Annotated in this window: 18 protein-coding genes, 1 tRNA gene and 1 pseudogene; 12 read left to right on the forward strand and 8 right to left on the reverse strand. The window is 73.0% G+C overall.

Annotation, left to right across the window (positions count from 1 at the left end; translation table 11 throughout):
* Positions 1 to 55: 55 nt before the first annotated feature.
* From ACIO5E_RS26465 to ACIO5E_RS26475, 3 genes are all read left to right on the forward strand, one after another.
* Positions 56 to 2,056 (forward strand): DUF3987 domain-containing protein, encoded by a 2,001-nt coding sequence (locus ACIO5E_RS26465; protein ID WP_400672198.1) that lies wholly within the window; start codon positions 56 to 58, stop codon positions 2,054 to 2,056.
* A 257-nt stretch (positions 2,057 to 2,313) separates the two neighbouring features.
* A complete protein-coding gene (locus ACIO5E_RS26470) occupies positions 2,314 to 2,499 on the forward strand; it encodes a helix-turn-helix transcriptional regulator (RefSeq protein ID WP_400672201.1) in 186 nt (61 codons plus the stop codon).
* Entirely contained in the window at positions 2,499 to 3,890 is a 1,392-nt protein-coding gene (locus ACIO5E_RS26475) for a tyrosine-type recombinase/integrase (RefSeq protein ID WP_400672203.1), read from the forward strand. Before ACIO5E_RS26470 ends, ACIO5E_RS26475 begins: the two co-directional genes overlap by 1 nt.
* A 151-nt stretch (positions 3,891 to 4,041) precedes the next feature.
* Here the strand turns inward: ACIO5E_RS26475 and ACIO5E_RS26480 are convergent.
* A tRNA-Tyr gene (locus ACIO5E_RS26480) sits at positions 4,042 to 4,122 on the reverse strand.
* 216 nt (positions 4,123 to 4,338) lie between these two features.
* On the opposite strand from ACIO5E_RS26480, the gene ACIO5E_RS26485 reads away from it, so the two are divergent.
* Positions 4,339 to 4,827: a YajQ family cyclic di-GMP-binding protein gene (locus ACIO5E_RS26485; protein WP_063348915.1), complete on the forward strand. Its 489-nt coding sequence runs from the start codon at positions 4,339 to 4,341 to the stop codon at positions 4,825 to 4,827.
* 72 nt (positions 4,828 to 4,899) lie between these two features.
* Here the strand turns inward: ACIO5E_RS26485 and ACIO5E_RS26490 are convergent, their stop codons facing one another.
* Positions 4,900 to 5,391 carry a hypothetical protein gene (locus ACIO5E_RS26490; protein ID WP_400672206.1) on the reverse strand — a complete coding sequence of 164 codons (492 nt, stop codon included), beginning with the start codon at positions 5,389 to 5,391 and terminating at the stop codon, positions 4,900 to 4,902.
* 42 nt (positions 5,392 to 5,433) lie between these two features.
* Entirely contained in the window at positions 5,434 to 6,087 is a 654-nt protein-coding gene (locus tag ACIO5E_RS26495; protein WP_400672207.1) for an ArsR/SmtB family transcription factor, read from the reverse strand.
* Positions 6,088 to 6,223: 136 nt separating this feature from the next.
* On the opposite strand from ACIO5E_RS26495, the gene ACIO5E_RS26500 reads away from it, so the two are divergent.
* The 5 genes from ACIO5E_RS26500 to mug all read left to right on the forward strand — a co-directional run bounded on the left by ACIO5E_RS26500 (position 6,224) and on the right by mug (position 12,230).
* Positions 6,224 to 7,576, forward strand: coding sequence for an MFS transporter (locus tag ACIO5E_RS26500; RefSeq protein WP_400672209.1), 1,353 nt, complete (start codon positions 6,224 to 6,226; stop codon positions 7,574 to 7,576).
* Positions 7,577 to 8,009: 433 nt separating this feature from the next.
* Positions 8,010 to 9,362, forward strand: coding sequence for a dipeptidase (locus tag ACIO5E_RS26505; protein WP_400672212.1), 1,353 nt, complete (start codon positions 8,010 to 8,012; stop codon positions 9,360 to 9,362).
* Between the two features lie 84 nt (positions 9,363 to 9,446).
* Entirely contained in the window at positions 9,447 to 10,526 is a 1,080-nt protein-coding gene (locus ACIO5E_RS26510; protein ID WP_400672339.1) for an aminopeptidase P family protein, read from the forward strand.
* A 142-nt stretch (positions 10,527 to 10,668) separates the two neighbouring features.
* The gene (locus tag ACIO5E_RS26515; protein WP_400672214.1) at positions 10,669 to 11,691 is read left to right on the forward strand and encodes a phosphatase PAP2 family protein; all 1,023 of its coding nucleotides are present in this window, start codon (positions 10,669 to 10,671) and stop codon (positions 11,689 to 11,691) included.
* A complete protein-coding gene (gene mug, locus ACIO5E_RS26520; RefSeq protein WP_400672217.1) occupies positions 11,664 to 12,230 on the forward strand; it encodes a G/U mismatch-specific DNA glycosylase in 567 nt (188 codons plus the stop codon). Before ACIO5E_RS26515 ends, mug begins: the two co-directional genes overlap by 28 nt.
* Positions 12,231 to 12,266: 36 nt before the next feature.
* On the opposite strand, the gene ACIO5E_RS26525 is transcribed toward mug, so the two are convergent.
* Complete coding sequence (locus ACIO5E_RS26525) at positions 12,267 to 12,554, reverse strand: LysR substrate-binding domain-containing protein (RefSeq protein WP_400672219.1); 288 nt, start codon at positions 12,552 to 12,554, stop codon at positions 12,267 to 12,269.
* Between ACIO5E_RS26525 and ACIO5E_RS26530 the strand changes: the two are divergent.
* Positions 12,548 to 12,787 (forward strand): annotated as a pseudogene (locus ACIO5E_RS26530) (NADP-dependent oxidoreductase); the annotation flags it as partial. The gene ACIO5E_RS26525 and the pseudogene ACIO5E_RS26530 sit on opposite strands and share 7 nt — an antisense overlap.
* Positions 12,788 to 12,799: 12 nt before the next feature.
* Here ACIO5E_RS26530 and ACIO5E_RS26535 read toward each other — a convergent pair.
* Positions 12,800 to 13,708 carry a sigma-70 family RNA polymerase sigma factor gene (locus ACIO5E_RS26535; RefSeq protein WP_400672222.1) on the reverse strand — a complete coding sequence of 303 codons (909 nt, stop codon included), beginning with the start codon at positions 13,706 to 13,708 and terminating at the stop codon, positions 12,800 to 12,802.
* A 73-nt stretch (positions 13,709 to 13,781) separates the two neighbouring features.
* On the opposite strand from ACIO5E_RS26535, the gene ACIO5E_RS26540 reads away from it, so the two are divergent.
* Entirely contained in the window at positions 13,782 to 14,477 is a 696-nt protein-coding gene (locus ACIO5E_RS26540; protein WP_400672224.1) for an FMN-dependent NADH-azoreductase, read from the forward strand.
* 21 nt (positions 14,478 to 14,498) lie between these two features.
* Here the strand turns inward: ACIO5E_RS26540 and ACIO5E_RS26545 are convergent, their stop codons facing one another.
* From ACIO5E_RS26545 to ctaD, 3 genes are all read right to left on the reverse strand, one after another.
* Positions 14,499 to 15,455: a M48 family metalloprotease gene (locus ACIO5E_RS26545; RefSeq protein WP_400672227.1), complete on the reverse strand. Its 957-nt coding sequence runs from the start codon at positions 15,453 to 15,455 to the stop codon at positions 14,499 to 14,501.
* 3 nt (positions 15,456 to 15,458) lie between these two features.
* A complete protein-coding gene (locus ACIO5E_RS26550; RefSeq protein WP_280675309.1) occupies positions 15,459 to 15,884 on the reverse strand; it encodes a BlaI/MecI/CopY family transcriptional regulator in 426 nt (141 codons plus the stop codon).
* A 149-nt stretch (positions 15,885 to 16,033) separates the two neighbouring features.
* Positions 16,034 to 17,692, reverse strand: a complete 1,659-nt coding sequence (gene ctaD / locus ACIO5E_RS26555) for a cytochrome c oxidase subunit I (protein WP_400672341.1) — start codon at positions 17,690 to 17,692, stop codon at positions 16,034 to 16,036.
* Positions 17,693 to 17,955: 263 nt separating this feature from the next.
* On the opposite strand from ctaD, the gene ACIO5E_RS26560 reads away from it, so the two are divergent.
* Positions 17,956 to 18,420: a hypothetical protein gene (locus tag ACIO5E_RS26560; protein WP_400672230.1), complete on the forward strand. Its 465-nt coding sequence runs from the start codon at positions 17,956 to 17,958 to the stop codon at positions 18,418 to 18,420.
* The last annotated feature ends 17 nt before the right edge of the window (positions 18,421 to 18,437 follow it).

The raw sequence follows: 18,437 nt of genomic DNA on the forward strand, positions 1-18,437 counted from the left end.
GAAGACGTCCTCGGGCTCGGGCCGCCCCGCTCCGCTCCGCACGAAAGGAGCCGCGTTGAGCACCGAGTACGCCCCGAACGTGGTCCAGTTCCGGCCCGAGCCCGCCGACGTGAAGGCCGCCGAGCAGGCCGTCATCGGCGCCGCCCTGCTCGACCCCGCCCAGATCCCGGCGCTGGCCGCCCAGCTCGGCGACCCGAGCGCGTTCTACCACCCCGCGCACGAAACGATCTGGCGCACCATCACCCGGATGGCCTGCGGTGAGCGGCCGGTCGACCCGATGCTGCTGGCCGGCGTCCTGCGCGCTCAGGGCGACCTGGGCCGCGTCGGCGGGCCCGGCTACCTGCACGCCTGCGTCGAAGCGACCCCGACCGCCGCCAACGGCGACTACTACGCCGAGATCGTGCGCCTCGCCGCCGAGCGCCGCCGCATCGGTACCGCCACCAGCCGCCTCGCCAACATGGCCATGGCCGGCGAGGACCAAGCCGACCTCGACGCGGTTCGCACCGCTGCCCTCTCGATGCTCGCCGACCTCGCCGCCGGCGACACCTGGCTCGACCCCGTTCCCCTCGGCTCCCACGGCGCCCTGCCGACCTTCCCCACCCATGCCCTGCCCGGATGGGTCGGCGCCTACGTCGGAGCGGTCGCCGAGTTCACCCAGACCCCGCCCGACGCGGCCGCCACCATGGCCCTCGCCGCGCTGTCGACCGCCGCCGGCGGGCGCGTGAACGTGGAGATCCGGCCCGGCTGGCGCGAGCAGTCCAACCTCTACCTGACCTGCGCGATGCCCCCGGCCAGCCGCAAATCCGACGTGTTCGCGTTCACGATGGGCCCGGTCTACAAGGTCGAGGCCGAGCTCCAGGCCGGCGCCAGGGCGGTGATCATCGAGGCCGAGACCGCCAAGGACGCCGCACTCGCCGAGGTCGACGCCCTGATGGCCAAAGCCCGCAAGAACCCCGACCTCGACCGCACCCGGCTCGTCGCGGAGATCTCCGCCGCGAAGATGCTCGCCGAGGAGATCACCGTCCCGCCGACCCCGCGCCTGACGCTGTCCGGGGACATCACCCCGGAGACCGTCACCAGCCAGCTCGCCATCCACCGGTGCCTGGCCGCGCTCTCCCCGGAGGGCGACCTGTTCGACAGCATGGTCGGCCGCTACAGCAGCAAGCCGAACCTGGGCGTGTTCCTCCAGGCCCACAAGGGCGAGCGGCTCCAGTCCGACCGCATCACCCGCGAGCAGCCCACCGTCGACAAGCCCGCCCTCACCATCGGCGTGACCCCGCAGCCCGCCGTCCTCCAGGAACTCGGCACCGCCCCCGGAGCCCGCGACCGGGGCCTGCTCGCTCGCTTCCTCTACTCCCTGCCGCCCTCCAACCTGGGCTACCGCAAGGTCCGCACCGCGCCGATCCCCGAGAAGGTCGCGAACGCCTACGACCGCAACCTGACCCGCTTGCTCCGCGCCATGACCGACCTCACCGAGCCGGTCACCGTGCTCATGGACCAGGCCGCCGACCTCGCCATCGAGCGTCTTCAGGAGCGCGTGGAGGTCCAGCTCCGCCCCGACCAGCCGCTCGCCCACATCAAGGACTGGGCAGGCAAGTTGGTCGGCCACATCACCCGAATCGCGGTCCTGCTCCACCTCGCCGACCACATCGCCTCCGACCGGGACAGCAACGCCTGGCGTGCCGGCCTGGAGGCCGCCACCGTCGACCGCGCCGCCGAGATCGCGGACTACTACACCGCTCACACCCTCGCGGTCTTCGACCTCATCGCCGCCGACCCCGCCACCGAGGACGCCCACGCCCTCCTCCAGTGGCTCCAGCGGCCGAAGAAGGACGGCACCCACCGCACCCACATCAAGGCCCACGACGCCGTCGCGTCGTCCCGGCGGTTCAAGAAGGTCGCCGACGTCGAACCCGCCCTGCACCTGCTGGCACAGCACGGCTGGCTCCGCACCGACCAGCCCACCGCCAACGGTCAGCGCGGCCGCCCCCAGGCCGTCACCTACCGCGTCCACCCGGCCGTGAGCACCCCCACGGCTCCGGACGCGACTGCGTAACCGTCAGGGATGTCAGGGCAAAGCCCTGACCAGGCCAATCGCCACCAGACGGCCCGCCAGGGAACGTCAGGGCTGTCAGGGGATAACCGAGATCCCCTGACAGCCCTGACAACTCCTGACGCCCCGGCATGGGCCATACCCGCAGGTCAGCGAGTTCCCCTGACATCCCTGACGCTCTCCGCCCTCCGCGTCCTCCCGCGAGAGGGCCCGCAACACGCCGCAGCCATCAATCCAGACCCACAGCAGGAGACTTCGCCATGCCCAAGCGCGAACTGCTCAAGCTCCCCGTCGTGCTCGCCGAACTCGGCATGTCCCGTGCCGCCTTCTACCGGATGCGCGCCCGGGGTCAGGCGCCGCGCCTTATCAAGCTCCCCAACGGCCAGGTCCGGGTCGACCGGGCCGACTTGGACTCGTGGCTCGCCGCCTGCGAGGTGGCCGCCTGATGCCCACCTCGTACAAGGTCAAGTTCTGGGACCACCGACACCGCCCGGACCGGCGGGCCCCCTGGATGGTCCGCTGGACCGTCGCCGGGCGGGAGTTCTCCGAGTCCTTCCTGACCAAGACCGCGGCCGACGGCCGGAAGTCCGAGCTGATCTCCGCCCTCCGCGACGGGCAGCCGTTCGACGTCGACCGGGGCCTGCCGCTCTCCGAGCTCCGCAGGGAGAAGCAGATCACCTGGTACGAGCTCGGTCGGCGGTACGTCGAGGCCCGGTGGGAAAGGGCTCCGGCCAAGACTCGCACGACCTGGGCCGACGCCCTCGCCACGGTCACGTTCGAGCTGGTGAAGTCGAAGGCCGGCATGCCGGACAAGCGGATCGTCCGCCGGGCGCTCTACAGCTGGGCCTTCAACGTGAACGCGTGGGGGGAGGAGCCGCCGGCGGACTGGGCCAAGGCCCTGGCGTGGGTGCAGAAGCAGTCCGTGGCCGTGTCCGCCTTCGAGGAGCCGCCGATGGTGCGCCGTCTGCTGAACGCCCTCGCGGTGAAGCTGGACGGCAAGAAGGCGGCCCCCTCGGTCATCCTGCGCAAGCGCCGCATCCTCGGGCACCTCTTCGGCTACGCGGTGGAGGAGGGCTACCTGGCCGCCAACCCCTTCCCGACCGTCCAATGGCAGCCGCCGGAGACCGAGGAGGAGGTCGACCCCGGCGTGGTGGTCAACGAGGACCAGGCCGCGGCACTGATCGAGGCGGCCGGGCGCCAGGGGAAGCGCGGGGCCCACCTCCGGGCCTTCTTCGCGTGCCTCTACTACGGCTGGCTGCGGCCGGCCGAGGCCGTGTTCCTCACGCTCGCTCGCTGCCACCTCCCGGTCGAGGGGTGGGGCTATGTCGTCCTGGACGAGACCCGGCCGCGGGTCGGCTCGTCCTGGACGGACGACGGGACGTCGCACGACAAGCGCGGGCTGAAGCACCGGGCCGAGAAGGCGACCCGCCGCGTTCCGGTCCCGCCCGAGCTGGTGGCGATCCTGCGGGAGCACGTCGCAGCCTTCGGCGCCGCGCCCGACGGGCGGCTGTTCCGGACGTCCCGGGGCGGGATGGTGCAGGAGAGCGGGTACGGGGTCGTCTGGCAGCGGGCCCGCACCGAGGTGCTGTCGCCGGCCGACTGCGCGACGAAGCTCGGCAAGCGGCCGTACGACCTGCGGCACGCGGGGATCTCGCTCGGGCTGAACTCCGGAGTCGACCCGACGGAGGTCGCCCGGCGGGCGGGGCACAGCGTCGCCGTCATGCTCCGGGTCTACGCGAAGTGCCTGCACGGCACCGTCGAGTACGCGAACGAGCTGATCTCGAAGCGGCTCAACCGGAACCGTGCGGCGCCGCCAGCCCCGGATCCTGGTCCGTAGCTGGTCCGTACGCCCTGGTCAGCAGCGAGATCCGGGCGGAACTAGGTGAGACAAACCACCCAAAACAACCAGACATCAATATCACTGTTCGACCATGACAGAAGGGCCCGTGACCTGCGTTTCCGCAGGTCACGGGCCCTTCTCTATCCTGTGGCTGGTGCAGGGTTCGAACCTGCGTAGCTTGCGCGACAGATTTACAGTCTGCTCCCTTTGGCCGCTCGGGCAACCAGCCAGGATGTTCGTCTCCGGGGGCTTGCGCCCCGTTCGACTTCGTAAACGATACCCGATGCCGGGGGGTGCTTCGCCACTCGATTGGTCACGTGATGATCAAGGGGTACGCGTGGCTGTCGGGGGCGGGGGCGGGGTGGCGCTGGATAGGCTGGGGAGGCGGACGCCCGGTGGGGCGGGCCGTGTCAGTGAAGCCAGAGCATCAAGGAGACCAACACCCATGGCCGACTCCAGTTTCGACATCGTCTCGAAGGTCGAGTGGCAGGAGGTCGACAACGCGATCAACCAGACCTCCCGTGAGATCGCCACCCGTTTCGACTTCAAGGGCGTCGGCGGCGAGATCAGCCGCTCCGGCGAGAAGATCGAGATGAAGGCCAACGGCGAGGAGCGCGTGAAGGCCATCCTGGACGTCCTGCAGGGCAAGTTCATCAAGCGCGGACTGTCGCTCAAGGCCCTGGACGCCGGCGAGCCGCAGCTGTCCGGCAAGGAGTACAAGATCTTCGCGGACATCAAGGAGGGCATCTCCACGGAGGATGCCAAGAAGGTCGCGAAGATCATCCGCGACGAGGGCCCGAAGGGCGTCAAGGCGCAGGTCCAGGGTGACGAGCTGCGGGTCAGCTCGAAGAGCCGCGACGACCTGCAGACCGTCCAGGCACTGCTCAAGGGCAAGGACCTGGACTTCGCGATCCAGTACGTGAACTACCGCTGACCCCTGGGGGGGTTGTGCGGCAGGGCCCCGCTCCCGGGATGGGAGCGGGGCCCTTTCCCGCGGGTGGGCCGATCAGTCGGCGGCGGCCCAGCCGTCGGTGCTGCGGTGGGCGGACAGGCCGACGGAATCGAACTCGTCCACCCGGCCCTGCTCGGTGCGGGCGCCGAGCCGCCGCAGGGCGCGGGAGATCGGGCTGCCCTCGGGCGGGGAGGGCTCGAACTCGCCGCTGGCGAGCGGGCCGAGGGTGATCCGGCCGTCGTCCCAGACGGCGGCGCGCTGGGTACCGCTGCCGCCGAAGTAGTCGGCCTCGACGCAGGCGATCGGGCCGGCCTTGGACCAGGCGGCGAGCCGGAGCTCGAAGCCCTCCGGGTGCCAGCCGAAGCCGGCCCCGTCGGCGGCCTTGCGGGTGTCGCCGTCGGACTGGAGCGCGGAGAGCACCGCGGGGGTGACCGGGATCAGGGCCAGCCCCTGCGCCAGTGGCACCACCCGGGCCGCCGGGACCTCCGCCGCCGCGACCGCCAGCAGCTCACATGTTCCTATCAGCGCCTGAAGTTCATAGGGCATGTCGGACATCGTGTCCCACCGCACCGACAGTCGGCCCGGAGTTTATGATTCCGTGCCCGTCCGGAGTCCGTAGAGCAGGGTGAAGAGCGTCACGTCCATCGCGTCCTCGGCCGTGCTGGGCGCTTCCTCGTTCAGTTCGTCGAGGAGGTCGGCGAGTTGGGCCCGCAGCCGGAGCAGCCGGTCCGGGCTGAGCCGCAGCACCGAATGCGCGAACAGACCGGGCGGGCCGACCGATCCGTCCCGGGGCGAGCTGAAGTCCAGCCGCCCGCCGAGGACCTGGGCGCGGAAGTCGCCGCGGACCCGGTCGATGGCGGCCAGGATGGCGTCGTACGCCTCGGAGCGGGCCGGTGAGTCGGCGGTGAACATCTCCGGGGCGAGCCGGATCGACTCCTGGGCGGCGGTGTAACGACTCTCGACGATGCCGGAGACGAGCCGGGTGCCGGCCACCATGATCAGCCCGGCCTTCTCCAGCTGCTTGATGTGCCGGTAGAGCTTGGTCTGCGGCTCGCCGAGCGCGGCGGCGATCTCCTTGGCGGTCTGCGGGCGGTCCTCGGCGGACTTCAGGGCGCCGAGGATGGCCAGCCGCAGCGGGTCGGCCAGCGCCTTGAGGACGGCGACGTCGGCCACCTGGCGTTCCTTGACCCAGGTGGCGGGCTGCTCGCCGCCGTCGGCGGGTCTCGGATCGTGCTCGGCCACGGGCACACCTTCGCAGATCGGCCGCGCCGCACGCAATCACGCTCCGGTGAGCAATCACTCTTGCGTAATCAATCACGGACACGCAATCATTCACGACAGCGTGAACGATGGCGAAAGCGCGAACGATGGGGTGGGCATGGCGGGGAACAGCGTGGCGGGGAAGAGGACGACGGTCGACGAGTCGAGGCCGGTCACGGCGGCGAACACGGCAGCGGAAGCGGAGGCGGAAACCGCCGCACCGCCCGTCCCGCTGCGGCGGAACCTGCGGTTCCAGGCGCTCTGGGCCGGCCAGGCCGCCGCGTCGCTCGGCATGCGGGTCGGCGACACCGCCTTCCCCTTGCTGGTCCTCGCGCTCACCGGCTCCTCCACCGCCGCCGGGGCCTTCGGCGCCGTGCAGATGATCACGACCCTGCTGCTGGGCATCCACGGCGGCGCCGTCGCCGACCGCCTCGACCGCCGCCGGGTGCTGATCACCTCCGACGCCGCCCGGCTGCTCGCAGCGACGAGCGTCCCGGTGGCCATGGCCTTCGACCGGCTCACCCTGCCCCACCTGCTGCTGGTCGCCGCCGCCATCGGGGCGACCATGGCGTACAGCGGCCCGGTCCGGATGCTGGCGGTGCGCTCGGTGGTCGCGCCGGAGCAACTGGCGCAGGCGCTCGCCCAGGACGAGGCCCGGCTGAACGGGGCCGCGCTGGCCGGTCCGCCGCTGGCCGGTTTCCTGTACGGGCTCGGCGGCGCCGTGCCCTTCCTCGGGACCACGTTCACCTCCCTGCTCGCGCTGGTGTCCGCGCTCGTGGTGCGCTTCCCCGGCCGGCCCGCCGACGCGCGGCCGAACCACGAGCCCGCAACCGCGGAGCGGCAGCCCGAGTCCGGCGGCGCCCTGGCCGGGTTCCGCCTGCTCGCCGCCTCCCCGCTGCTGCGCTCCGTCCTGGGCGTCCTGCTGGTGGTCAACCTCGCCGGGGCCGCCCTGGTGCTGCCGGTGATGGTGCTGCTGCGGGAGCAGGGCACGGGCAGCGGCGGGATCGGCCTGGCGCTGGCCGGCGAGGCGGTCGGGGCGCTGGCCGGAGCGGTCCTGGTCTCCCGGCTGCACCGGAGGGCCGGGCCCGGCGCCCTGCTGCTGGCGGTGGCGTGGGCCACCGTGCCGGTGCCGCTGGCACCGCTGCTGCCGGGCGGGGCGGTCACCGTGTTCGCCGGGCTGTTCGTGGTGGGGCTCGGCCTTCCGTCCCTGCGGGTGATGCTGGATCTGCTGGTCTTCCGGCAGGTGCCGGACGAGCTCCGCGGCCGGGTGATCGCGGCGACCATGACGCTGCTGACCGCGGGCATGCCCGCCGGGACGCTCGGCAGCGGCCTGCTGCTGGACCACTTCTCCCCCTCCGTCACGCTGGCCGGGATCACCGCCCTGCTCGCGGTCGCCCTGCTGCCCGCGACCGCGAGCCGGACGCTGCGCCGCGCCGTCTGGCCGACCGCGCCGGCCCCCTCCCAGGCCTGACCGGCGATCACCCGCACGGGTGCACGCCGCATGCGGCGGCCCCGGCAACCGGGTGAACTGGCCGGGTACGGCCCGCCCCCGGGGCTCCTCCCAGGCGGCATCCGGGCCCGGGGCGCCTCGTGCCCGGACCTCGCGCAGCCGACCGGGGCCGTACCGGAGGAGGACAGATGGGTTCCACGGACGCGCCCCCACCCGGCCAGGGCGGCCCCGGCGAGGCCGGCGCCCCGGGCGGTTCCAGCGGATCCGGTGAGCGGCCTCCCGGCCCCGCTGGATCCACCTCGGCGCGATCGTCCGGCTGGTCGCGATGCTGATCACCGGCCTGCTCTCGGTGTACTGCCCGGACAAGCTCGCCGACATCCAGGACGGGATCGACGACCTCAACCTGCGCGACACCGTCCGCAGGTGACCGCAAGCCACCCGCCCAGGAGCCCAGATGACCGATGAACTCGCTCACCGAATAGCCGAGTTGATGCCACGCGCCAAGGCCGACCTGGCCGAGCTGGTGGCCATCCCGTCCGTCGCCGACCCCCGCCAGTACCCGCCGGAGAAGTGCCGCCGGGCCGCCGAGTGGGTCGCCGCCGCCTTCGCCGAGGCCGGCCTGCGCGACGTCCACCTGGAGGAGACCCCGGACGGCAGCCACGCCGTGGTCGGCCACCGGCCGCCCCCGCCCGGCGCCCCGACCGTGCTGCTCTACTGCCACTACGACGTCCAGCCCCCGCTCGACGCCGCCGCCTGGGCCTCCCCGCCGTTCGAACTCACCGAACGGGACGGCCGCTGGTACGGGCGCGGCGCCGCCGACTGCAAGGGCAACATCGTCATGCACCTCACCGCGCTGCGGGCGCTCGGCGACGGCGTCCCGGTCGGCCTCAAACTGGTCGTCGAGGGCTCCGAGGAGCAGGGCACCGGCGGCCTGGAGGAGTACGTGCCCCCGCACGCCGGGGAGTTGCACGCGGACGCCCTGCTGGTCTGCGACACCGGCAACGCCGCCGTCGGCGTCCCCACCGCCACCACCTCGCTGCGCGGGGTCACCAACGTGGTGGTCACCGTCGGGGCGCTCAAGGGCGACATGCACTCCGGCATGTTCGGCGGCCCCGCGCCGGACGCGCTCGCCGCGCTGATCCGGATGCTCGACTCGCTGCGCGACGCCGTCGGCGGCACCCGGATCGACGACCTGGACTGCACCGGCACCTGGAGCGGCGTCGGCTACGACGAGACGCAGTTCCGCGCCGACGCCGGCGTGCTGGACGGCGTCCGGCTGACCGGCTCCGGGACGGTCGCCGACCGGCTCTGGGCCCGCCCGGCGGTGACCGTCCTCGGCATCGACTGCCCGCCCGTGGTCGGCTCCGCCGCCGCCGTCCCGGCCACCGCCCGGGCCCGGGTGAGCCTGCGGGTGCCGCCCGGCACCGAGGCGCGCGCCGCCCAGGAAGCGCTGATCGCGCACCTGGAGGCCGCCGCGCCCTGGGGCGTGCTGGTGGAGGTCGAGCGGGAGGGCGCCGGTGCGCCCTTCCGCGCGGAGACCGGCGGGCCCGCGTACGCCGCGCTCGACAAGGCGATGCGGGAGGTCTACGGCAAGCCGATCTCCTTCCTCGGCCAGGGCGGTTCGATCCCGCTCTGCAACGTGTTCGCCACCGCCTTCCCGGCGGCGGAGATCGTGCTGATGGGCGTCGAGGAGCCGCGCTGCCTGATCCACGCGCCGAACGAGAGCGTCGACCCCGGCGAGATCGAGCACATGGCCCACGTCGAGGCCCTGTTCCTGCGGCACTTCGCCAACTCCGCCCGAACATGATGGAGTTTCAGCGTTAACCCGTCCGGCCCTGAGGAGGACCCCACCGTGCCTCGCCCCTTCACCACCGAGGACTACACCGCCCGGATGGCCCGGGCCACCGCCGACGCGACCGCGGCCGGGCTGACCGGCCTGGTCATCGCCCCCGGCCCCGACCTGGTCTACCTGTGCGGCTACCAGCCCACCGCGATCACCGAGCGGCTCACCGCCCTGGTGCTCACCGCCGGGCGCGAACCCGCGCTGGTCGTCCCCAAGCTGGAGCGCCCGGACGCCGAGAAGGCGGCCGGCGCCCCGGCCCTGCGACTGCTCGACTGGTCCGACGGCGAGGACCCGTACGCCACCGCCGGCCCACTGCTCGACCCGGCCGGTCGGTACGGCATCTCCGACAACGCCTGGGCGATGCACCTGCTCGGCCTCCAGGCGGCGCTGCCCGGCACCGGCTTCACCTCGCTCACCGAGACCCTGCCGATGCTGCGCGCGGTCAAGGGCTCCGACGAGCTGGAACTGCTGGCCGCGGCCGGCGGCGCCGCGGACGCCGCCTACCGGGGCATCCTGGAGGTCGGGTTCGCCGGCCGCCGGGAGACCGACGTCGCCGCCGACCTCGGCGCGCTGCTCATCCAGTACGGGCACAGCCAGGTCGACTTCACCGTGGTCGGCTCCGGCCCGAACGGCGCCAACCCGCACCACGAGGCCGGCGACCGGGTGATCCAGCCGGGCGACACCGTGGTGCTGGACTTCGGCGGCCTCAAGGACGGCTACGGCTCCGACACCACCCGCACCGTGTACGTCGGCACCGAGGTGCCGGCGGAGGTCCAGGAGGTGCACGACGTGGTCCGGCTCGCCCAGCAGACCGCGTTCGAGGCGGTCCGCCCCGGGATCAGCTGCCAGGAGATCGACCGGATCGCCCGACGGGTGATCACCGAGGCCGGCTACGGCGAGTACTTCATCCACCGCACCGGCCACGGCATCGGCATCACCACGCACGAACCGCCGTACCTGGTCGAGGGCGAGGAGCGGCCGCTGGTGCCCGGCATGTGCTTCTCCATCGAGCCCGGCATCTACCTGCCCGGCCGCTTCGGGGTGCGGATCGAGGACATCGTCACGGTCACCCCGACCGGCGGACGCCGGCTCAACAACACCCCGCACGAGCTGGGGATCGTCTCCTGAACCACCCGAGGACCACCCGACCGACCGGCCGGGGCCTTGCGCCGGCCGGCCGGTCGGGGCTACCGCCGGCCGGGGCAATTCTTAAGATCCGGTCACCGTCCACCCAGAGTCCTCCAAGTTTGTCTTGCTAGTTTCAGTGCGCATGACCAAGCTGCTCCGCCCGGCCCCACCACCGCCCGTGCGGGCCGGGCGACTGCGCCCCGTGACCCCGCCCCGCCGACACCCCGCCCTGGCGAGACTGCGGCTGCTGGCCTGGCCGCTCTACCTGCTCGGCTTCGTCTGGTACCTGCGGGCCGAGGGCCTGCCGTCCGCCAACGACGTGGTGTTCTGCTGGCTGATCGGCGCGCTGCTGACCGCCGCCGTCCACAGCGGGCACGGCTGGCGCAGCTTCCTGCTGGTCCTGCGCGACTGGGTGCCGGTGATGGCCGCGGTCTGGACGTACTCGCTGCTGCGCGGCTACGGCGCGCACACCCCGTGGGCCCCGCACTGGCTGCCGCAGCTGCGCGCCGACGAGGTGCTCGGCTTCGGAGAGACCTGGACCGTCCGGCTCCAGCACGCGCTGTGGACGCCCGGCTCGCCGCACTGGTACGACTACGCGGCCGCCGCCGTCTACCTCTCGCACTTCTTCCTGGTCTTCGTCCTGCTCGCGGTGCTCTGGCGGCGCCGGCACGACCGGTTCCGGCAACTGCTCTCCTGCTACCTGCTGCTCACCTTCGCGGGCTTCGCGACGTACCTGCTCTACCCCGCCGACCCGCCGTGGCTGGTCGCCCAGGAGGGCCACCTGCCGGGGCTCACCCGGGTGGTGTGGGACGTGATCTCCTCCAGCGGGTTGCCGCAGGCCGACTCGCTGGTCGAGAACGGCAGCCAGTTCGCCAACGACGTCGCCGCGATGCCCTCGCTGCACTCGGCCTACCCGGCGATGCTGCTGTTCTTCTTCTGGCCGACGGCCCGCCCCTGGCTGCGGGCGCTGCTGGTCGCCTATCCGCTCGCGATGGCGTTCACCCTGGTGTACGGCGCCGAGCACTTCATCGTCGACATCTTCGCGGGCTGGGCGTACGCGGCCGTGGTGGTGTTCGGCCTGCTCCTGCTGAGGAACCGGCGTACCGGACTCGCCCGGGGGAGGGCAGACTTGGCCGAGTGCCGACTCAGCCCCACCCCTCAGTGAAGCCCACCGCCGAGCAGTTGCTGGCCGCCAAGGACACCACCATCCCGGACGTCACCGGGCCCGGGCTGCGGGTGCTGTTCTGCGGCATCAACCCGGGCCTGTGGTCCGGCGCCACCGGGCACCACTTCGCCCGCCCCGGCAACCGCTTCTGGCCCGCCCTGCACCGCTCCGGCTTCACCGCGCGCCAGTTGCGCCCGGACGAGCAGGGCGAGCTGCCCGCGCTCGGCCTGGGCATCACCAACGTCGCGGCGCGCGCCACCGCCAAGGCCGACGAGCTGACCGGCGAGGAGCTGCGCGAGGGCGGCGCCGCGCTCACCGACCGCGTGCTGCGGCTGCGTCCGCGCGTGCTGGCCGTGCTCGGCATCGGCGCCTACCGGACGGCCTTCGGGCAGCGGCGGGCCGCGATCGGCCGCCAGCCGGAGGGCATCGGCGACACCGAGGTGTGGGTGCTGCCCAACCCGAGCGGGCTCAACGCGCACTACACGCTGGACGCGCTGGCCGCCGAGTTCCGCAGGCTCCGGGACGCGCTCGACGGCTGACGGGCGGTCGGGACGCGCCCTGCGTCCGACGGCCGGTCAGGCCGCCGTCAGCCCGTCCGGCAGCGGGAGCTCGCGCAGTTCGCGGATCAGCGCCCGGACGGCGGCCGTCCCGGCCGGCTCGGGCGTGGTGACGTACCCGGCGAAGCGGCTGGGCGGGTGCGGCCCGAGGTCGGTGACGGCGAGGCCGGCCGGGGCACCGAGCAGCGCGGTCCGGGGCATGATCGCCATGCCGAGGCCCTGCGAGACCAGCGAGACGGCCACCGTGTCGTCCTCGACGTCGACGGTCGCGGGCGGGATCCAGTCCTGCCGCCGCCACCGCCGCACCGCGCAACCTCTTCGACGTGGTCGGCAAGAGCCTGCGCCTGGAGGGCTTCCTGGTCCGTGACCACCGCGACGCCCGCCCCGAGCTGTACGACTTCCTGGTGCCGCACCTGCGCTCCGGCGCGGTGGTCCCGGACGAGACGGTCGTGCACGGCTTCGAGCACGTGGTGGACGCCTTCCTCGGCCTGCTGCGGGGCGCCAACACCGGCAAGACGATCGTCCGGCTCACCGAGTAGGGCCCGCCCCGGTCACCCCGGCAGCACGGCCAGCTCCAGGGCGGCCAGCCGGGCCGGGTCGGCAATCACCTCGTAGCCGGCCACCCGGCCGTCCGCCACCGCCACCCGCAGCACCAGCCGCAACCGCCCACCCGGGGCGATCACGATCCCCGGTGCCCCGTCCACCAGCGCCACCGCGCCGAACCGGGCCCGCCGGCCGAACACCGTCGTCTCCCGGGCCACCGTCGCCGCGCCCCGGGCCACCGGGGACCGACCGGCCGGCAGCGCGGCCGGATCGGCCCGGCGCACGACGTCCGGCGCCAGCACCGCCAACAGCGCGTCCAGATCCCCGCCCCGGGCGGCGGCCAGGAACGCCTCCACCACCCGCCGGTGCCCGGCCAGGCGCTCCGGCGCCAGCGCGGCTGTCCCCCGCACCCGCTGCCGGGCCCGGCTGGCCAGCTTCTTGGCGGCCACCGGGGTCCGGCCGACGATCGGCGCGATCTGCTCGAACGGCACCGCGAAGCCGTCGTGCAGCACGAAGGCGACCCGCTCGGCCGGCCCCAGCCGGTCCAGCACCACCAGCAGCGCCCGGCCCACCGACTCGACCAGCAGCGCCTCCCGCTCCGGGTCCGTCCCCTCGCCCACCGTCCCGTCGCCCGCCGCGGCAGCGGCCCCCGCCGCATCCGGCAGCGCGTCGCCGACCGGCTCCTCGCGGCGCACCGCGCGGGCCCGCAGCACGTCCAGGCAGATCCGGGAGACCACCGTGGTCAGCCAGCCCGGCAGGTTGTCCACCTCGTCCGGCCCGGCCCGGTGCAGCCGCAGCCACGCCTCCTGGACGGCCTCCTCCGCCTCGCCCGTCGACCCGAGCATCCGCTGGGCGACCGCCCGCAGCCGCCCCCGCTCGGCCTCGAACCTCGCCGCCAGCACCTCGTCCCGGTCCATCGGTCACCTTTCCTCGGCCCGGCCCGTCACACCGATGACGATCCGCCCAGCACCAAAGTGACGGGAGAACGCTGTGACCACCACCACCCTGCTGCACCTGGACTCCAGCATCAGCCTCGGCGACTCGGTCAGCCGCGCGCTGACCGCCCGGTTCGCCGCCGCCTGGCGTACCCGGCACGGCGCCGCCGGCCGCTACGTCTACCGGGACCTCACCGCCGAACCCGTCGCCCCGATCGGCGCCGGGTACGCGGCCCTCGGCCGCCGCGTCGAGCGCAAGGGGACCGTCCCGGTCGCCGACGTCGCCGCCCTCGCCGAAGGCCCGGACGAGGAACGCGAGTGGTCCCTCACCCACCCGCTGATCAACCGGCTGCTCGCCGCCGACACCGTGCTGCTCGGCGTGCCGATGTACAACTTCGCCGTCCCGGCCGCGCTCAAGGCCTGGTTCGATCGGATCGGCTTCCCCGGCAGCTACACCGACCCGGCCACCGGCGAGAGCCTGCTGCGCCGCACCCGGGTGGTGATCGCCGCCGCCCGTGGTGGCGGCTACGGCCCGGGCACCCCGCGCGAGGGGTTCGACTTTCAGATCCCTTACCTGCGGGCCTACTTCACCAACCTCGGCGTCCCGCCCGAGCGCCTGCACATCGCGGAGCTCACCCGCGCCGACGACGTCCCCGCCCTGGCCGGGCTGCAGCCGCTCGCCGCGAAGTCCCGGGCGGACGCCGAGGCCGCCCTGGACGCACTCGCCGCCGGGCGGCCTACCGCGGGGTGACGGCCGGCGGCGGGCGACGGCCTACAGCGGGGTGACGGCCTTCAGCACCACCAGCAGGGCCACGGCGGCGTTGAGCGCGCAAAGCGCCGACGCCGCCGTACCGGCCGCGGCGACCATCGCGGCCAGACCCGCCCGGGTCTTCGCCGGGGGCCAGTTGCGGGAGGTCGGCACCGGGCCGAGCAGCGCGGCGACCCGGCGCGGCACCGGGCCGGGCGCGGCCGTCGGAGCGGCGAAGGCCGCGAAACCGGGCGCCGGGGTCGTGTGCGACACCAGGGCCGCCCGGGCCACCGCCCGCGCGGTGATCCGGCGGTCCCCCACCTCCTGGGCCGACTCCTCGTCCGCCCACCGCTCCGCGCTGAACGCCACCGCGTGCTGCAGCGGCCGCAGGAACGGGTTGACGCAGGCGGCCAGTTGGGTGGTCAGCAGGTACCGGTGGTGGTGGTGGCGCAGGTGCGCCCGCTCGTGCGCGAGCAGCGCCTCGCGCTCGTCCTCGGGCAGCCCGGCCAGCATCCCGGTGGAGACCACCACCCGCCCCGGCGAGCCGGGCAGCGCGTACGCGTACGGGCTGCGGTCCGGCAGCACCGCGAGGTCGCCGACCGGCCCGGGCCCCGCCGGCAGCCCGGTCAGCGCCCGCCGGGCCCGGGACCGCACCCGCAGGTGCCGGCCGACCGTCCGGGCGCAGGCCGCGGACACCAGGACCAGCAGCCACATCGCGGCCGTCCCGACCGTCTCGTGATACGGCAGCGCGGCCCGCACCTCCGGGTCGGACCAACTGTCCGGGAGCGGGTTGCCGGGGATCTGCGCGGTGCCCACCACGCCGATCAGCCCGAGGCAGAGCACGCTGCACACCGCCAGCACCGCGCTGATCACGGTCATCAGCCGGGTCGCGCCGCGCGGGTGCAGGTGCTGCTCGGTGAGACGCGCGATCGGTACCGCGGTCAGCGGCAGGATGAGCGGGAGGAAGACGAAGAAGCCCACGGGTCAGCTCTCACGGTCGGCCGCTGCCGGATCGGCGGACGCGGCGTCGAGCAGCGCCCGTAGCAGGTCCTCGTCATGCGGGAGCAGCGCGGTCACGAAGCTGGCCAGGACGGCGTCCCGGTCCGCTTCCCCGTCGAGCATCCGGCGCATCCGCAGCGCCGCCAGCCCGGCCGCGTCGGAGGAGGCCTGCCACAGGTAGGAGCGTCCCGAACGGCTCCGCGAGACGGCGTTCTTGGCGTGCAGCCGGGACAGGATGGTCATCACCGTGGTGTACGCCAGATCGCCCTCCAGGCGCTCCTGGACCCACCCCGCGGTGGCCGGGCCGGGCGCCTGTTGGAGCACCGCCAGCACCTGCGCCTCCAGCTCCCCCTGGCCACGCCGTCGGGCGGGCGCTTCCACGGCCGCCGGGGCGTGCCTCTCGTCTGCCATGACGGCCCACTCCCTCCGGATGCCGCGCCCCGGAGCCGGCGGGGCACGCGTTCATCCTAACGAGCGGAAGCCCCGCACGAACCGGTCCGCGCAAGCCGGCCCGGGCTTTCCGCCGCCGACCGCCCGACCCGTCCCAGCCCCGCCCCCGCTCAGCGCAGCGGTTCCCGCGCGTTCTGCCGCCGGTCGAGCTCGGCGATGGCGGGGTGGTGCAGGTCGAAGGCCGGGGACTCGGAGCGGATCCTCGGCAGCCGGACGAAGTTGTGCCGCGGCGGCGGGCAGGAGGTGGCCCACTCCAGCGACCGTCCGTACCCCCACGGGTCGTCGACGGTCACCTTCTCCCCGTAGCGGGCGGTGTTCCAGACGTTGTAGAGGAACGGCAGGGTGGAGGCGCCGAGCAGCAGGGAGCCGATGCTGGAGACGGTGTTGAGCGTGGTGAAGCCGTCCGAGGCCAGGTAGTCCGCGTACCGGCGCGGCATGCCCTCGGCGCCGAGCCAGTGCTGCACCAGGAAGGTCGCGTGGAAGCCGGCGAAGAGGGTCCAGAAGTGGATCCGCCCGAGCCGCTCGTCCAGCATCCGCCCGGTGAACTTGGGCCACCAGAAGTGGAATCCGGCGAACATCGCGAAGACGACGGTGCCGAAGACCACGTAGTGGAAGTGCGCGACGACGAAGTACGAGTCGGAGACGTGGAAGTCGACCGGCGGCGAGGCCAGCAGCACCCCGGTGAGGCCGCCGAACAGGAAGGTGACCAGGAAGCCGACCGTCCACAGCATCGGCGTCTCGAAGCTCAGCGATCCGTGCCACATGGTGCCGATCCAGTTGAAGAACTTCACCCCGGTCGGCACCGCGATCAGCATCGTCATGATCGAGAAGAACGGCAGCAGCACCTGTCCGGTGACGAACATGTGGTGCGCCCAGACCGTGATCGACAGCCCGGTGATGGCGATGGTCGCGCCGATCAGGCCGGAGTAGCCGAAGACCGGTTTGCGGCTGAACACCGGGATGATCTCGGTGACGATGCCGAAGAACGGCAGCGCGATGATGTACACCTCGGGGTGGCCGAAGAACCAGAACAGGTGCTGCCACAGCATCGCCCCGCCGTTGGCCGCGTCGAAGACGTGCGAGCCGAACTTGCGGTCCGACTCCAGGCAGAGCAGTGCGGCGGCGAGCACCGGGAAGGCGAACAGCACCAGCACGGCGGTGAGCAGGATGTTCCAGACGAAGATCGGCAGCCGGAACAGGGTCATGCCGGGTGCCCGGAGGCAGACGATCGTGGTGATGAAGTTGACCGAGCCCAGGATCGTGCCGAAGCCGGAGAAGGCCAGTCCCATGATCCACAGGTCCGCGCCGAGGCCGGGGCTGTGCTCGGCGCTGTTCAGCGGCGCGTAGGCGAACCAGCCGAAGTCGGCGGCGCCGTCCGGGGTCAGGAAGCCGAACACGGCGATCAGCGAGCCGAACAGGTAGAGCCAGTAGGCGAGCGCGTTCAGCCGCGGGAAGGCCACATCGGGCGCGCCGATCTGCAGCGGCATGATCCAGTTGGCGAAGCCGGCGAACAGCGGGGTGGCGAACATCAGCAGCATGATCGTGCCGTGCATGGTGAACAGCTGGTTGAACTGCTGATTGTCGAGCAACTGCATTCCGGGGCGCGCCAGTTCGAGGCGCATCAGCATCGCCATCAGGCCGCCGACCAGGAAGAACAGGAAGGCGGTGGTCATGTAGAGGGTGCCGATGCGCTTGTGGTCCGTGGTGGTCAGCCAGCCCACCAGCGCCCGGCCGCGGCGGCGGCGCCGGGCGGTGAACCAGTGCTCCAGCCGGGGGGCGCGCGACGGGTGCGGGGCCTGCTCGACGACGTCCTTCGGCAGAAGAGTCACGCAGCGCGCCTTCCGTGCTCGGGGCCGGACCGGGGCCGGACAGTAGTCGGACAACCACTACCAGTCGCCACCCGGGGCTGCCCGGGGCCGCGCACGACGCGTCACTCGAACGGCCCCCACCCGGTTGCCCGGCGCCCCGGCCCGACGGACGGTCGAAGTCCGTACGGTCCGCCCCCAGGCCCGTTCGGCCCTTGGAGGAGCCCATGAGCAGCCCGTCGTCCAACCCCGAGCAGCCCTGGCGCACCGGCTCCGGCACACCGCAGCCGACGCCGGGCAACGCGTTCAGCGACTGGGCCCCCGGCCTGGTGATGTTCGCGGGTGTGCTGATGCTGATCAACGGCATCATGGAGGTCTTCCGGGGCATCATGGCGGTCTCCAACGACGACCTCTTCGTCCACACCCCCCGCTACGTCTTCCGGTTCGATCTCACCGGCTGGGGCTGGATCCACATCATCATCGGCGTCCTGGTCGCGGTGGTCGGCGCGTTCCTCCTGAAGGGTGCCGCCTGGGCCCGCTTCGCCGGCATCTTCCTCACCGCGCTGAGCGCCCTCGAGAGCTTCCTGGTGCTGCCGTACTACCCGCTCTGGTCGCTCGTGGTGATCGCGCTGGACATCTTCATCATCTGCGCGCTCTGCGTCTACCGCCCCGAGGCGGGCACCCCGTCCTGACGACCCGGTGGTCCGCG

Origin of the sequence: Kitasatospora sp. NPDC087314, from assembly GCF_044744365.1 — a bacterium.
Taxonomy (GTDB): Bacteria; Actinomycetota; Actinomycetes; order Streptomycetales; family Streptomycetaceae; genus Kitasatospora.

Excerpts from the sequence above, each read along its gene's own strand:
- ACIO5E_RS26470 (WP_400672201.1), top strand. The coding sequence starts at position 2,314 with ATGCCCAAGCGCGAACTGCTCAAGCTCCCCGTCGTGCTCGCCGAACTC.
- ACIO5E_RS26475 (WP_400672203.1), top strand. The coding sequence starts at position 2,499 with ATGCCCACCTCGTACAAGGTCAAGTTCTGGGACCACCGACACCGCCCG.
- ACIO5E_RS26485 (WP_063348915.1), top strand. The coding sequence starts at position 4,339 with ATGGCCGACTCCAGTTTCGACATCGTCTCGAAGGTCGAGTGGCAGGAG.
- ACIO5E_RS26490 (WP_400672206.1), bottom strand. The coding sequence starts at position 5,391 with ATGCCCTATGAACTTCAGGCGCTGATAGGAACATGTGAGCTGCTGGCG.
- ACIO5E_RS26500 (WP_400672209.1), top strand. The coding sequence starts at position 6,224 with ATGGCGGGGAACAGCGTGGCGGGGAAGAGGACGACGGTCGACGAGTCG.
- ACIO5E_RS26505 (WP_400672212.1), top strand. The coding sequence starts at position 8,010 with ATGACCGATGAACTCGCTCACCGAATAGCCGAGTTGATGCCACGCGCC.
- ACIO5E_RS26510 (WP_400672339.1), top strand. The coding sequence starts at position 9,447 with ATGGCCCGGGCCACCGCCGACGCGACCGCGGCCGGGCTGACCGGCCTG.
- ACIO5E_RS26515 (WP_400672214.1), top strand. The coding sequence starts at position 10,669 with ATGACCAAGCTGCTCCGCCCGGCCCCACCACCGCCCGTGCGGGCCGGG.
- ACIO5E_RS26535 (WP_400672222.1), bottom strand. The coding sequence starts at position 13,708 with ATGGACCGGGACGAGGTGCTGGCGGCGAGGTTCGAGGCCGAGCGGGGG.
- ACIO5E_RS26550 (WP_280675309.1), bottom strand. The coding sequence starts at position 15,884 with ATGGCAGACGAGAGGCACGCCCCGGCGGCCGTGGAAGCGCCCGCCCGA.
- ACIO5E_RS26560 (WP_400672230.1), top strand. The coding sequence starts at position 17,956 with ATGAGCAGCCCGTCGTCCAACCCCGAGCAGCCCTGGCGCACCGGCTCC.